This window comes from Nocardia sp. NBC_00511, from assembly GCF_045161165.1.
GTDB lineage: Bacteria > Actinomycetota > Actinomycetes > Mycobacteriales > Mycobacteriaceae > Nocardia.
This window is the reverse complement of sequence record NZ_CP107849.1, coordinates 7,669,714-7,684,184: the sequence shown is the minus strand read 5'-3', so window position 1 is coordinate 7,684,184 and position 14,471 is coordinate 7,669,714. Positions and strand designations below refer to the sequence as shown.

At 68.7% G+C, this 14,471-nt stretch carries 13 protein-coding genes; 9 read left to right on the top strand and 4 right to left on the bottom strand.

The window, feature by feature from the left end; translation table 11 throughout:
* Positions 1 to 3 precede the first annotated feature (3 nt).
* Together OG300_RS35750 and OG300_RS35745 are read right to left on the bottom strand one after the other, a co-directional pair.
* Complete coding sequence (locus OG300_RS35750) at positions 4 to 417, bottom strand: roadblock/LC7 domain-containing protein (protein WP_029930951.1); 414 nt, start codon at positions 415 to 417, stop codon at positions 4 to 6.
* Complete coding sequence (locus OG300_RS35745; RefSeq protein WP_405488739.1) at positions 414 to 4,673, bottom strand: ATP-binding protein; 4,260 nt, start codon at positions 4,671 to 4,673, stop codon at positions 414 to 416. Before OG300_RS35745 ends, OG300_RS35750 begins: the two co-directional genes overlap by 4 nt.
* A 339-nt stretch (positions 4,674 to 5,012) precedes the next feature.
* Here OG300_RS35745 and OG300_RS35740 point away from each other — a divergent pair, with 339 nt between their 5' ends.
* The 7 genes from OG300_RS35740 (at position 5,013) to OG300_RS35710 (ending at position 12,075) form a co-directional block, all read left to right on the top strand.
* Positions 5,013 to 7,133, top strand: coding sequence for an AMP-binding protein (locus OG300_RS35740; RefSeq protein ID WP_405488737.1), 2,121 nt, complete (start codon positions 5,013 to 5,015; stop codon positions 7,131 to 7,133).
* A 106-nt stretch (positions 7,134 to 7,239) separates the two neighbouring features.
* Positions 7,240 to 7,626 carry a hemophore-related protein gene (locus tag OG300_RS35735; protein WP_405488735.1) on the top strand — a complete coding sequence of 129 codons (387 nt, stop codon included), beginning with the start codon at positions 7,240 to 7,242 and terminating at the stop codon, positions 7,624 to 7,626.
* Between the two features lie 16 nt (positions 7,627 to 7,642).
* A complete protein-coding gene (locus tag OG300_RS35730; RefSeq protein ID WP_405488733.1) occupies positions 7,643 to 8,359 on the top strand; it encodes a response regulator transcription factor in 717 nt (238 codons plus the stop codon).
* A 9-nt stretch (positions 8,360 to 8,368) separates the two neighbouring features.
* Entirely contained in the window at positions 8,369 to 9,721 is a 1,353-nt protein-coding gene (locus OG300_RS35725; RefSeq protein ID WP_405488731.1) for an ATP-binding protein, read from the top strand.
* Between the two features lie 84 nt (positions 9,722 to 9,805).
* Positions 9,806 to 10,963 carry a YhgE/Pip domain-containing protein gene (locus tag OG300_RS35720; protein WP_405488729.1) on the top strand — a complete coding sequence of 386 codons (1,158 nt, stop codon included), beginning with the start codon at positions 9,806 to 9,808 and terminating at the stop codon, positions 10,961 to 10,963.
* Between the two features lie 150 nt (positions 10,964 to 11,113).
* The gene (locus OG300_RS35715) at positions 11,114 to 11,398 is read left to right on the top strand and encodes a hypothetical protein (RefSeq protein WP_405498813.1); all 285 of its coding nucleotides are present in this window, start codon (positions 11,114 to 11,116) and stop codon (positions 11,396 to 11,398) included.
* 53 nt (positions 11,399 to 11,451) lie between these two features.
* Positions 11,452 to 12,075: an RDD family protein gene (locus OG300_RS35710; RefSeq protein ID WP_405488727.1), complete on the top strand. Its 624-nt coding sequence runs from the start codon at positions 11,452 to 11,454 to the stop codon at positions 12,073 to 12,075.
* Positions 12,076 to 12,157: 82 nt separating this feature from the next.
* On the opposite strand, the gene OG300_RS35705 is transcribed toward OG300_RS35710, so the two are convergent.
* A complete protein-coding gene (locus OG300_RS35705; RefSeq protein WP_405488725.1) occupies positions 12,158 to 12,523 on the bottom strand; it encodes an FKBP-type peptidyl-prolyl cis-trans isomerase in 366 nt (121 codons plus the stop codon).
* Positions 12,524 to 12,613: 90 nt separating this feature from the next.
* Between OG300_RS35705 and OG300_RS35700 the strand changes: the two genes are divergently transcribed.
* Both OG300_RS35700 and OG300_RS35695 read left to right on the top strand, forming a co-directional pair.
* A complete protein-coding gene (locus OG300_RS35700; RefSeq protein ID WP_405488723.1) occupies positions 12,614 to 13,417 on the top strand; it encodes a TrmH family RNA methyltransferase in 804 nt (267 codons plus the stop codon).
* On the top strand, positions 13,414 to 13,707 hold the full coding sequence (locus OG300_RS35695; RefSeq protein ID WP_405488721.1) for a DUF2537 domain-containing protein: 294 nt from the start codon (positions 13,414 to 13,416) through the stop codon (positions 13,705 to 13,707). The genes OG300_RS35700 and OG300_RS35695 overlap by 4 nt, the downstream gene beginning before the upstream one ends.
* A 16-nt stretch (positions 13,708 to 13,723) precedes the next feature.
* On the opposite strand, the gene OG300_RS35690 is transcribed toward OG300_RS35695, so the two are convergent.
* Positions 13,724 to 14,464, bottom strand: coding sequence for a DUF6928 family protein (locus tag OG300_RS35690; protein WP_405488719.1), 741 nt, complete (start codon positions 14,462 to 14,464; stop codon positions 13,724 to 13,726).
* Between the last annotated feature and the right edge of the window lie 7 nt (positions 14,465 to 14,471).

The window sequence follows — 14,471 nt, the reverse complement described above, 5'->3', positions numbered from 1 at the left end:
CCATCAGGAACCCATCGTGACGCGAGGTGTGGCCTGGACTGTCTGGCCCACTCGCTCGACCAACAAAGCCATTTCGTAGCCGACCTGTCCGATATCGCAGGACGTGTTGGTCAGGACCGCCAGGTACGAGCCGTCCCCGACCGCCATGAGCAGCAGGTAGCCGTGTTCCATCTCGACCACCGACTGCAACACGGTGCCGCCCTCGAACAGGTTCGACACACCCACCGAGAGGCTCGCGAGGCCCGCGGTCACCGCGGACAGCTGCTCGGCACGGTCCACGGGCAGCTGCGCACTCGCGGCCATCAGCAGGCCGTCGGCCGATACCAGGACCGCGTGCGCAACGCCGGGAACCTCATTGGCGAAATTCGAAACCAGCCAATCCAGCTGACGCTTCGTACCACCTAGATCGGGGTTCATCGGTCTCCTTTATCTCCGGTTAGGTTCATAGCTTGCACGGCACGGCCGTCCCGAACGCCCTGCTGATGACGACTCAGACTCGACCTGATGGATTCTGGGTCGCGATGGGCCGCCTTGTCAGCGTTTCCGTTGACACCGCCGGGCACAAGTCGGTTACCCGGATCGCGCTGCGGCAGACCGGCAGCCGTCCGCTTGTCCGGAGTCACCTCGTTGGCACGCTGCGCGGCCTGCCAGCCCTCATCACCCGGTGATTCGAAGGAGGAGGCCACTTGGGACCGGTCGGCATTCGGATCCGACAGCCACGCCGACATCATCTCCGCGAAGATCGGCGTGCCACCCAGGATCGGGTCGCCGATATCCTCGGCCGGCTGCAACCTGGTCTGGAAGAACGACGCGGCCTTCTGCGGATTCGAACGGAAGCTGTGGCGTCCGGAATCCTTGACAGCATCCTCGGGAGAACCGTTGCGCGGCAAGCCGACTCCGGGAATCGGAGCCGGACGCTGCGGCAGCAGGCCACCCGGATCACGCTGGGGCAGACCACCCGGACCCCGCTGCGGCAAACCACCGGCAGCCGGATCCCGCTGGGGCAGACCACCGGACGCGGGATCGCGCTGGGGCAGACCACCGGACGAATCACGTTGCGGGAGACCACCACCGAGCGGGTCACGCTGGGGCAGGCCACCACTGAGCGGGTCACGCTGCGGAAGGCCACCCGACGCGGGATCGCGCTGGGGCAGACCACCGGACGAATCACGCTGCGGCAGACCACCGGGTCCACGCTGCGGGAGACCACCGGCAGACGGGTCACGCTGAGGAAGACCACCGTTCAGCGGGTCGCGCTGAGACAGACCACCTGCGAGGGAGTCCGGCGAGCCACCGCGCTGCGGCAGGCTACCGGGGGCATCCGAACCGCCACCACGCTGCGGCAAGCCACCGGAGGACAAGCCATTGGCCGGATCCCGCTGCGGCAGACCACCGTTGAGGGGATCCGCTCCGCTTCCCCGCGCTGGCGACGAGAGTCCACCCGACAGCGACTCCGCGCCCGGTCCACCACGCTGCGGAAGACCACCGGGTCCACGCTGCGGAAGACCGCCGGGGGCCGAATCACGCTGCGGCGCTCCACCATCACGCTGCGGTGCACCGTTGGAGCCCGGCTCGCGGGTGGGTAGGCCACCCGAGGCAGCGGGCCGCTGCGGCGCTCCACCTCCCAGCGCTTGACCACCATCACGCGGCGGCAGACCCTGACGACCGGTGTCCGAAGGACCGGCGCCATTGCCACCGTCACGCGGGACCAGGCCACCCGGCCCACGCTGCGGCGCACCATTGGAACCCGGCTCCCGGGTCGGCAGACCACCGGAAGCCGAATCCCGTTGCGGCAGACCACCAGCGGACGGATCGCGCTGCGGCAGACCGCCCGGGCCCGGCTCACGGCGAGTCGGACCGGAATCAGCACCGGGTCCACGCGTCGGGAGCGGAGCGCCATTGGCACCCGGATCCCGCGAGGGCAAACCACCATCGGCAGCAGGCCGCTGCGGAGGCAGACCGACCGTCGGCTGACGACCCGGCGCACCATTGGCACCCGGCTGACGAGTAGGCAGACCACCCGCGCCCGGCTCCCGAGGCGGCAATCCACCCGAAGCCGAATCACGCTGCGGCAAACCACCGGCATTCGGTTCCCGGGGCGGCAATCCCCCGCCGTTCGAATCCCGTTGCGGGAGACCGCCCGCGAGGTTACGCGGCGGCATCGCGCCGGTCTGACCCGGCTGCGGCATCCCCCCGGGGCCGCGCTGCGGCATCCCCGGCTCCCCCGGTGCGCCCGGCCGCGGCGGCGTTCCGCCGGGTCCACCGGGACCACCCTGACGCTTGAGCATATTGGCGGCCAGGCCGCCGCGCGGCTGCGCCGGGGCCTCGCCCGGACCGCGCTGCGGCGCTCCGCCGCCGAGTCCCAGATTCGGCTGTGCCGACGGGGCCGACGGTGCGTTCGCACCCGGATCCCGCTGGGGTAGGCCCGGTCTCGCGCCACCCGGAGCCGCCACCGTGTGCTTCACGGTCGGACCGTTGACACCCGGCTGGCGGGTAGGTAGACCACCGGGCACCTGCGCGCCCGGCTGGCGGGTCGGCAGACCGGTCGCGGCACTGGCCGCGGCCGGGGCGGGCGCCTGGTTCGGCGCTTGCACCGGACCGGGAGTGGTGCCCGCCGGAATCGGCCCGCTCACACCCGGATCCACGGTGACCATGACATTGCCGGTCGCCGTGCGGGTGACCGCGCGCATCTGCATGGAAGAAGGAGCACCGGCCTGGTTGCCCGCGCCCTGCGGCGCACCCTGCGGGGCCGGCTGCTGCTGATTCGGCTGCGGCGGCACCGAGATCGGCCCACCCGTCGACACGATCAGCGGCTTGGGCACGTGCACGGTGACGGTCACACCCGGATCCCGGGCGGTGTCGAAGGTCGGACGCAACCGCACCGTCAGGCCGTGGCGTTCGGCCAAGCGGCCGACCACGAACAGACCCATGTGGCGGGCGGTGTCGGGACCGACCTCGGCGACCGCCTCCAGACGGCGGTTGATCTCGGCCATCTCGGCCGGGGGCATACCGATGCCGCGGTCGGCGACCTCGATCAGCAGACCCTGATCGTGGGCCTGCGCGAAGGTGAACTTGACGTCGGTCTCCGGCGGAGAAGCGCGCAGCGCGTTGTCCAGGAGCTCGGCGAACAGGTGCGCCAGATCGGAGGCGGCGGGCTCGACCAGCGAACCACGCGGAGTCGCACCCAGTTTGACGCGTTCGTAGTCCTCCACCTCGGAGATGGCGGCACGCAGCACGTCCGCGATCTCGACGGGGGCGGACTTGGTCCGGCGCTGTTTGGTACCGGCCAGAATCAGCAGGTTGTCACCGTTTCGCCGCATACGGGCGGCGAGGTGGTCGAGACGGAAGAGGTTCTCGAGCAGGCGCGGGTCCTTCTCGTCGTACTCCATCGCCTCGATGAGCGAGAGCTGATGGTCGACAAGGGACTTGGAGCGTCGGGCCAGGGTCTCGAACATGTCGTTGACCTGGGTACGCATGGCGGCCTGGTCGGCGGCCAGGCGCAGCGCCTGCCCGTGGATGTCGTCCACGGCACGGGCGAGCTGACCGACCTCTTCATCGGTGTGCACCGGCATCGGTTCCAGCGGAACATCTTCGGGGTCCGCACCGTCACGCAGCGCGGAAACCTCCTGGCCGAGGTCGTATTCGGCCACGCGCAGGGCGGCCAGACGCAGACGGCGCAGCGGGACGATCATCGCGCGCGCGATCAGCACGGCCAGCGCCATGGCGCCGAGAATGGTGGCGACGACGATCACCGAGTAGCGGATGGCGTCGGTGCGGGCCGTACTCGCCAGGTGATCCACCCGGGAGACGATGTCCTTGGTCGAGTTCGTCGCGATGCTCTGATAGGCGTTGATGCTCGCGACCAGCGAGTCCTTCAACTCGGCGGCGGGCAGGTTGCCCGCCTGCGCCTGCGGGCTGGAGACCAGCTGCAAACGGGTGTCGGCCTGGCGTTGTAGCTCGGCGATGGTCGGGTCGCCGTCCGGGAAGCGATGCGCCAGCACGGCCAGCATCTGCCGCTCGGTATTGATACCGACCTGCAGATCCTTGATGCCGCCCGCGGCATTGCTGCGTAGCGCCTCCGCCATACCGGCGGTCTCGTTGTAGAGCATCCAGCGCGCGTTCAGCGAGTCGACCAGTCGCAGTTTGGACTGGTCCACATTCGGGTCCGCGACGGAGGCCACGATCGCCTCGGTCGTCTTGACGCTGTCGCCGCGAATGCGCTCCTCGTCGGCGACCGTGTCCGGAATCGACTTCGAGGGGGCGGTGCCCTGGGCCCGGATCTTCTTGGCGCCCACGATCATTTCGTCGAGCGCCTGGCGAGCGCTGGGCAGATCACTCAGGCGCGCTGCCGCGCGCTCGGCGAACGAGATCGAGGTGTCCAGCTGGGTGAGCTCGGGATCGGAGGTCAGCGACTGGTTGCCGATCATGACCATCTGGCCGCCGGACACCTGGCCGGCGTCGGCGCTCAGTCCGGTGATCGCCGGGATGACCCCGACATGGTCGGTTGCCGTCGACAGGCGGCTGGCGTCGGAAAATTCAGCCGAGATCCTGGTGGCTCCCAGCACAACCGCGACCAACAGCGGCACGGCGAGCACCGCCGTAACCTTCCATCGCAGGTCCCAGTTGCTCAGCGCCCAGCGCTTATTGCTGCCGGACCTAGCGGCGTCACGCATCTCCCACTCACTTTCCAAACTGGCCCCAGCCACGCGCCATCAGCGAGCCTCCGCGATCGCACCCTGGGCTCGACTGGCACAGCTGGCCGGGAACTGCGGCTGGCCGAGAAATTGCGTCCATGACGGCCGAAATATGTGACATGCGATTCTAACGGATCAATAACTTCTTGTGTGACCTCTTGGCAACCACCGGTCCCTGACCTGCCATTTGCAGGCAAAATCAAAGGTCGCGGCGTCCGCCCGGACGTCGCGTGAAGTCTGCCACAATCAGGTCGATCTATCGAGGCGGGCATCTCAGCGCATCTCAAGGACAACAGGCGGAGCTAGGGAGTCACCGGGTTGAACGCGAAGCACGAGTACCGACCGGCCTATCAGCTGAGCCTGGTCGACCCCTCGGAGTTCTGGCGCACCGCGGCCGAAGCCATCAGCTGGGATGTGCCTCCCACCCAGATTCTCGACACCACGGCCCGCCCCGCGGCCCGCTGGTTTCCGGATGCTCGCCTCAACACCTCCTACAACGCGCTGGATCGGCATGTGCGCGAGATCACAGCCCTGGACGGGTCTTCCACCGGTCAGGAGGGGGGTCGCGCCGATCAACCCGCCCTAATATATGACTCCGCTATGACCGGGTCCAGGCGGACTTTCACATATCGGGAATTGCTCGACGAAGTCGCCCGATTCGCCGGATCCATGCTGCGGCTCGGGGTCCGGACCGGCGAACGCGTCATCATCTATATGCCGATGATTCCGGAATCCGTTATCGCGATGCTCGCCTGCGCCCGCATCGGCGCCGTGCACTCGGTGGTCTTCGGCGGGTTCGCCGCCCACGAACTGGCCGCCCGCATCGACGACGCCGAACCTGTGCTCATCATCACGGCCTCCGGCGGGCTGGAACCCGGCCGCCGCATCGAATATCCGCCGATCGTGCTGCAGGCCCTCGATCTCGCACAGACCACTTCGGCCCGGACCGTGCTGGTCAAGCAGCGCGAAGGCTTCCCCACCCACCGTTTCTCCGCCCCCGAGGCCGCCACCGAATCCCTGCCCGCGTCCTCGGAGACGGTGGCCGCCCGCTGGCTGGACTGGGACGACGCGATCCGCGACGCCGAACCGGCCGACCCGGTCTCGCTGGCCGCCACCGATCCGCTCTACATCCTCTACACCTCGGGCACCACCGGGAAACCCAAGGGCGTGGTGCGCGACAACGGCGGGCACGCGGTCGCCCTGGCCTGGTCCATGCGCAATATCTACGACCTGGCCCCCGGGCAGACCATGCTGACCACCTCCGATATCGGCTGGGTGGTCGGGCACTCCTACATCGTCTACGCGCCGCTGCTGATCGGCGCGACCACCGTGCTCTACGAGGGCAAGCCGATCGGCACCCCGGACGCGGGCACCTTCTGGCGGCTGGCCGCCGAGCATCGCGTCGATGTGATGTTCACCGCGCCGACCGCGCTGCGCGCCATCCGCCGCGCCGACCCCGAGGCCGCCGCCGCCCGCAATCACGATCTGTCCGGCCTGAAGTCGCTGTTCTGCGCGGGTGAACGGCTCGATCCGGCCACCTACGAGTGGGCCGTCGACACCCTGCTCGCCGAGCACCCCGACTGCCCCGTGGTGGACCACTGGTGGCAGACCGAGACCGGCTGGCCCATCTGCGCGAATCCGCTCGGACTGCAACAGCTTCCGATCAAGCCCGGTTCGGCGTCGGTGCCGGTGCCCGGATACCGGCTGCGGGTGCTGGACTCCGAAGGCAATGCGGTGCCGCCCAATACCGAGGGAAACATCGTCATCGGGCTGCCGCTGCCGCCCGGCACGCTGAACACCCTGTGGCGTGACGACGAACGCTACGAACGCTCCTATCTCTCCGCCTATCCCGGCCACTACCTGACCGGCGACTCCGGATTCTTCGACGAGGACGGCTACCTGTTCGTCCTCGGCCGCAGCGACGACGTCATCAATATGGCCGGGCACCGGCTCTCGGCGGGCGGCATCGAAGCGGCCATCGCCGGGCATCCGGTGGTCGCCGAGACGGCGGTGGTCGGCATCCCCGATGAGCTCAAGGGGCAGCGGCCGATCGGCTATGTAGTACTGAAGACCGGCGTCGACATCGAACCAGAGCGGTTGCGCGCGGAGATCATCGCGCGGGTGCGCGAGCGGGTCGGATCCATCGCCACCCTCTACGACGTGGTCGCGGTGACCGCGCTGCCCAAGACCCGGTCGGGAAAGATCCTGCGCCGCACCATGCGTCAGATCGCGGCGGGCGAGAGCTTCGAGGTGCCGCCCACCATCGACGACGCCGCCATGCTGCCCACCCTGGAGAAGCAGATCCGCGACGCGGTCACGCTGATGGAGGACAAGGAGCGCATCGCGGCCGCCGACGCCGCCGCGGCCCTCACCACACCGATCCGCCGCATCGACCCGAACCTGATCTCGCCGGACGTGGAGTCACCTACTCAGAGCTGAGCCACAGAGTTCCTTCAGAAAGGGCTCATCGGTCTCCCATGGCGGTGGTCTACCGTCGGGCAGGCGCGCATCGACGGATTCGCGCATGCGACAGAAAGGTCGACGAATGAGCTTCGCCCGCAATCGCCGAGTCGGAGTGGTCCTCGGCGCCGGCGCCCTCACCGCTCTCGCACTGACTCTCGTCCCCGCAACCGCATCCGCCTCCCCCGAGGATCTCATTGCGCCCCTGCTGAATTCGACCTGCACGTTCTCCCAGGTTGATGCCGCGCTGCACGACAAGTCGCCCGCGCTGGCCTCGATGCTGGACCAGAACCCGGACACCAAGGCGCAGTTGAAGGCCGAGTTCGAGCAGTCCCCCGCCCAGCGTCAGGCTCAGCTGGACCAGTACCTGGCCGATCACCCGGATGCCGCCAACCAGGCCCAGAGCGACCCGCGCGCGGGTGGGGTCGCCGCGGCGATTCAGCAGGTCGCCGACTCTTGCCACAATTACTGACCTAGCGGCTGCCAGAATGGACCCCGTGGTCGAACGCGGAGAGCTACCCACTGTCCTGGTTGTCGACGATGACCAGGATGTTCTCGCCTCGGTCGAGCGCGGGCTCCGGCTGTCCGGTTTCCGGGTGGTCATCGCCCGGGACGGGGCGGCGGCCCTACGGTGCGTCAACGAGGAATCACCCGACGCGGTGGTCCTCGACATGAACATGCCCGTGCTGGACGGCGCGGGCGTGGTCACCGCACTGCGGGCGATGGGCAACGAGGTCCCGATCTGTGTGCTGTCGGCGCGCAGTTCGGTCGACGACCGCATCGCCGGACTCGAATCCGGGGCAGACGACTATCTGGTGAAGCCGTTCGTGCTCGCCGAGCTGGTGGCGCGGATCAAGGCGCTGCTGCGCCGCCGCACCGATACCCCGGGCACCGCCATTCCGGGCGCGATCACGGTGGGGCCCTTGGAAGTCGACGTCGCGGGTTATCGCGCCCTGCTGCACGGCACCGAAATCGAGCTCACCAAAAGGGAATTCGAGCTTTTGTCGACGCTGGCCCGCAGCGCCGGAGTGGTATTGAGCCGGGAGCGGCTGCTGGAATTGGTGTGGGGCTACGACTTCGCGGCCGACACCAATGTGGTGGACGTCTTCGTCGGTTATCTGCGGCGCAAGCTGGAGGGCGACGGCACCCCGCGACTGCTGCACACCATCCGCGGCGTCGGATTCGTATTGCGCGCTCCGAAGTAGCGGCGCGCCATGGCATTTCGGGTGCGACGGCGTCGCCATTCCTATTCACTGCGTTTTCGGGTCGCGGCCGCGGCGGCGCTCGGCGCGACCATCATCGTGGCGGTGCTGAGCTGGGTGACGGTCAACGCCATCGAGCGCAACAACCTGACCCAGGCCGATCAGCAGCTGGCGGTGTCCTCCCGGGTTGTGCTGATCGAACCGGTGCTGGCGGTGACCGTGCTCAGCGTGCTCGGGCCGACCAACGATATGGCGGTGACCGTCCGCAATGCCGACGGCTCGCTGGCCAGCACCACGGTGCAGCTGCCCGTGCTGCCGGTCGGTCATCACACCGTGACGGTGGACGGCAATACCTACCGGGTGCTCACCACCACCGAGAATCAGCCGTCGGGACGTGTTGTCTCCCTTGGCATTCCGACCACCGAGACCGAGCATGCCACCGCCCAGCAGCGGCGCTTCGTGCTGCTGGCCGCGATCGCCGCGGTGGCGGCCTCGGCCGGACTGGGCTGGCTGTTCGGCGGGCGCGCGGTGCGCCCGATAGTGCGGCTCACCCGCGAGGTCGACATGCGCGGCCCGACCGGCGACCCCAGCGTCCCGCTGCCCATCGACGGGTCCGGGGTGAAGGAGGCCGACAAGCTGGCCGAGGCCGTCAACACCATGCTGGAACGCCTCGACCGCGCGCAGACCGAGACGGCCGCCGCACTCGAGACGGCCCGCGACTTCGCGGCGGTGTCCGCGCACGAACTGCGCACCCCGCTCACCGCCATGCGCACCGACCTCGAGGTGCTGCGCACCCTGGACCTGGACGAGGAGCAGCGCCGCGAGATCCTCGGCGATCTGCATCGCGGCCAGAACCGGGTGGAGACCACCCTGGCCGCGCTGGAGCGGCTGGCCGCGGGCGACCTGGCGCACCGGCGCGAGCACGTGGACACCGATGTCGCCGAGCTCTGCGATGCCGCCGCGCACGACGCCATGCGGCATTTCCCGCAGCTCACGGTGACCATCGACACCGACGCCGAACTGGTGACCCGCGGCCTGCCCACCGGGTTGCGGCTGGCCGTGGACAACGCGCTGACCAATTCGGCCCGGCACGGCGGGGCCACGGCGGCGGTGGTGTCGGCGCATCGCACCGGTGACGGGCGCATCGTGATCGCCGTCGACGACAATGGCCGCGGCCTGCCCGAGCACGAGCGGGAGGCGGTGTTCGAGCGGTTCTTCCGGGGCAGTCAGGCCACCATGGGCGGTTCCGGGCTGGGGCTGGCGCTGGTCGCCCAGCAGGCCCAATTGCACGGCGGGCGCGCCTATTTCGAGGACAGCCCGATGGGTGGCGCACGACTGGTGCTGGAATTGCCCGATCAGGGCTGAATGCCCCTGAATGCCCGGTTATTTAGCGAACTCTCAGACCTCCATCAGAGGTAGCGGCATGCGCGGGCTCTACCGTCGATGATCGTGTTCGGAAAACGCACCCGCTGGGTCCTGATCGTCCTGCTGCTCGTCGCCGCGGTCACCGCGGGCACCTTCAGCGTCCTGCGACTGCGCTCGGCCCCCACGGCCGTGGCGCTGGTCAACAGCGATTCCGGGCCGCTGGGCGCGCGCATCGCAAAGGATTTGCAGGACAGCGGAACCCGGCACTGGGAGGTGGTGGACTCCGCGAGCACCGCCGACTACGCGGCCGTGGTCACCCTGCCCGCCGATCTGACCGCCGACATCACCTCGCTGGCCACCGACAAGCCGACCAAGGCGCAGGTCACCGTGGCCACTCATCGCCGCGCGGACCCGAACCTGGTCAACGACGCGGTCAACGAGGTGACCAAGAAGATCAGCGCGGCGGGTCTGGACACCGTGTTCGCGGCCATGAACACCGCGCGCGGCCAGGTCTCGCAGGTGGCGATGACCTCGCAGCTGCTCAGCGCGGGCGTGCAGGCGGCCGCGGATGGCGCGGGCCAGTTCACCGGCGGCGCGGATCAGATGATGGACTTCCTGAATCAGGCGAAAGCCGGTGCGGGACAGTTGACCTCGGGCATCGACAGTCTCAACTCGACGCTGTCGGCCGCCACCACGCAGGCGAATTCGCTTGCCACCGCCCTGGATTCGACCGGGGTGACGCTGGGGCAGGTGTCGCAGGCCGCGAACGGCCTGTCCAGTGGACTGAACACCGTGGTGCCGATGCTGCAGGGGCTGCCGTTCGCGGGCGATCCGCAGCTCGCCTCGATCATCACCCAGTTGCAGGGTCTGCAGAACATCGCGACCCAGGCCGACACCCAGCTGTCGGGGTTCGCGAACCTGACCGGCACCACCGTCACCCCCGACACCCAGGTCGGTCAGCTGCTGCGCGATGCCGCCGCCAAGCTGGGCGACGCGAGCGGGCAGTTGAATCAGGGTGCGTCGCTGGCGAAGAGCATTCCGCAGATCGCCGATCAGGCGGGCACCCAGTTGCAGCAGGCGATCCAGCTGGTGACCCAGGGCCTGGGTCAGATGCAGGCGATCACCCGCACGCTGGGCAATCAGACGACGCAGGCGTTGAACGCGCTGCCGCAGCGCGGGGTGGCGCAGCAGACCACGATCTCGGCCGCGCTGACCGATCCGGTGGACATCGTTCGGACATAACCTTCGCAAACAATCAGCAACAAACGGCGGTTCGGCGGGCTAAACTATTGCCCGAATTGCTCTAATCGAGACGTTTCGCCCAGATTTTCTGCTCTACCGCACCCTGGCTCCACCCAGCGTCCCGGTATCGGAGAGGAAACGATCGTGAGCATGCTGATGGCCGCGCACGACATGTACGGCACGGTTCTCGCCCAGGTGGGTAACCCCACGGCCGAAACACCGCCCATGGCCGACAAGATGATGAAGATGTTCCGCTACTTCACCTGGTTCACCCAGATGTCGGGCGTCGCGGCCATCACCTACGGCGGCGGGCGCTTCGCCTGGGAGAAGTGGGGCGGTGGCTCGGCCTCCCCGAAGATGGTCGCCAACGCCATGATGGGCGGCGCGGTGGCCACCAGCGGCGGAACCATCATGAACGCCGTCGTGGGCGGGTAATTCGGGAGACAATGCGGGGGGCAATACCCCCGCATCCTCTTGGGGAGGAACCGATGACGTACGGCAACGATCCATACTCACAAGAACCCCAACCGCCCGGATACGGGCAGCAGCCGCCGGGATATGGGCAGCAACCACCCGGATACGGCCAGCAGCCCATGGGCTACCCGCCGGGCCAGCCGCCCGGTTACGCCGCCTATCCGCAACCGCCGTACGCGAGCTGGGGTGCGCGGGTCGGGGCCTATCTCATCGACCGGCTGATCATCCTGATACCGGCGGGCATCCTCTACGGTGTCGGTTTCGGCATCGGTTTCAAGGACGCGGACTGCACCACCGATTCCACCGACAACAGCTACAGCACCTCGTGCTCGGGCGGATTGTCCGGGGCCGGACTGGTGCTGGTGCTGCTCGGCGCGCTCGTCGCCCTGGTGCTGGGCCTGTGGCTGATCTACCGGGAAGGCACCACCGGTCAGACGCCGGGCCGGAAAGCTCTGGGAATCAAGCTGATTCGCGAGAACGACGGCCAGGTGCTGGGCTTCGGCATGGCCTTCGTGCGGCAGATCTGCCACATCGTGGACAGCCTGGCCTGCTACCTGGGTTGGCTATGGCCGATCTGGGACGCCAAGCGGCAGACCTTCGCCGACAAGATCATCGGCAGCATCGTCGTGAAAGTCTGAGTCCCGCAACCCGACTCCGTGAGAACACCGGTGCCCGCCGCGCGATCGCGCGGCGGGCACCCGGGTATACGGACCCCTGAGGTCAGTTCACCACGTCGAGCAGATCGATCACGAAGACCAGGGTCTTGCCCGCGAGCTGGTGGCCGCGCCCGGCCTCGCCGTAGGCCAGCGCCGGCGGAATGGTGAGCTGACGGCGGCCGCCGACCTTCATGCCCGGAATGCCGTCCTGCCAGCCCTGGATCAGGCCGCGCAGCGGGAAGCTGATCGACTCGCCGCGATCCCAGGAGGCGTCGAACTGCTCGCCGGTGTCGTACTCGACGCCCACGTAGTGGACATCGACGGTGTCGCCCGGCTTGGCCTCCGCGCCGTCACCCACCACGAGGTCCTTGATCACGAGTCCGGCGGGGGCGGGGCCGTCCTGGAACTCGATTTCCGGCTTGCTGCTCATGGGCTGTCCTCTTCGAATAGGGGATCGGATCTTCGTTCACCTTAGTGCCCCGCTAATTCCCCGGAACGTGGCGGAGGCGAAAATAGCCCGGTGGCCGAACTGATCGATATCGACGACCCAGCCGATCCCAGGGTCGCCGATTTCCGCGATCTCAACAACGCGGATCGCCGTCCCGACCTGCCCGGCGGCAAGGGTCTGGTGATCGCCGAGGGCGTAGTGGTGGTGCAGCGCATGCTGGCCTCCCGGTTCCCGCCGTTCGCGCTGCTCGGCGTCGGCAAGCGCCACGAGCAACTCGCCGAGGAGTTGGCCGGAGTGGACGTGCCCTACTACCGGGCCAGCGCCGAGGTGATGGCCGAGGTGGTGGGCTTCCACCTCAATCGTGGCGTGCTGGCCGGGGCGTATCGACCGCGCGAGCTGACCGTCGATGAGGTGCTGGCGGGCGCGCGCACGGTGGCGGTGCTCGAGGGCGTCAACGATCACGAGAACATCGGTTCGATCTTCCGCAATGCGGCCGGGCTGGGAGCCGACGCGGTGCTGTTCGGCGACCGCTGCTCCGATCCGCTGTACCGGCGCGCCGTGCGGGTCTCCATGGGGCACGTGCTGCGGGTGCCGTTCGCCCAGCTGCCCGCCTTCCCGGAGGGCCTGGAGGTGTTGCGCCGCAACGGTTTCCAGACCATCGCACTGACCCCGGACCCGAAGGCCGAGAACCTGGCCACCGCTATGAGCGGCGGTAAGGTCGCGCTGCTGCTCGGCGCGGAGGGCCCGGGCCTGACCGAGGACACCATGGCGGCCAGCGACATTCGCGCGCGGATCCCCATGACGCCCGGCACGGATTCGCTTAATGTGGCGACCGCAGCCGCCATGGCCTTCTACGAAAGGGTGCGAACCCAGTGAGCCACCCGCCCGACGGCCCGTACGGATACGGGTACTCCGAACCGACCCCCTGGGCGAGCGGCGTCGCCGTCGTCACGATGGTGGCCGCGCTGAGCGCCGCCGGTGTCTACGCCTTCGGCGCGGCGCTGGCCCAGATCCATCCGCTGGTGTCGGTGGCGGTCAACCTGATCGCGGTGGGCGGGGCCGCGCCGACCGCCTGGCGCTGGCGGTTCGCGCCGGTGACCCGCTGGGTGATCGCCGGACTGGCCGTGGGCGTGGCACTGGCCTGGATCGGGCTGCTGCTGTTCTGACCGTCCGCGGAACGGGTCAGGAAACGCGGTCTCGACCGCGCAGCCAGCGCAGCAGGCCGCCACGTCGTACCCCGGGCTCGGCCGCCGTCGTCTGCTCGGCTGCCAGTTTCGGGGCCTCCCCCTTCGGGAACAGCGAGAACCCGCACACCTCGATTTCCTCGGCGGCCAACGGCTTTTCGGCCGAGGCCGGCCCGTGATACCGGAAGCCGAGCCACACCTGATTGGCGGCGTCCGCGAAATCCGGAGGATCGAACGGCAACATCTGCGGGTCGGGCAGTTCACCCGGCACCAGCTCGATGGGATGGTCACCGGCCCAGTACGGGCGCTCCCAGACCCGCGGCATGCCCTCGTCCTCGAGGATATTGACGCGGGTGGCGCTGAAGGAGCGCCGGAATTCGCCGCGCTCCCACTCCGCGAACGCGCCCCAGCCCAGCGACAGGTCGTAGGAGACCAGGAAGGTGTGCTCGGAGGCCAGCGGACGGACCAGCAGCTCCGGCAGTTTGGTGGGGCGGGGCAGCGCGGCCTGGGTCGAGCACAGGACGGTGACGCCGGGATAGCAACCGATGTACACGGATTCGGGATCCGGTCCGGCCCACACCTTCATGGTGCCGGAGGCGGCGGGCACCACATCACGGTCCGGGTTGAGCTGTCTGGCGAGGGCGAAGGCGGCGTCCGGGTCGGGGCCGGGGTGGGCGCGCAGCACCGCCACCGGATCGGGATCGTCGACGTACCACAGGGACGAGACTGTGGACGGCACCGACGTC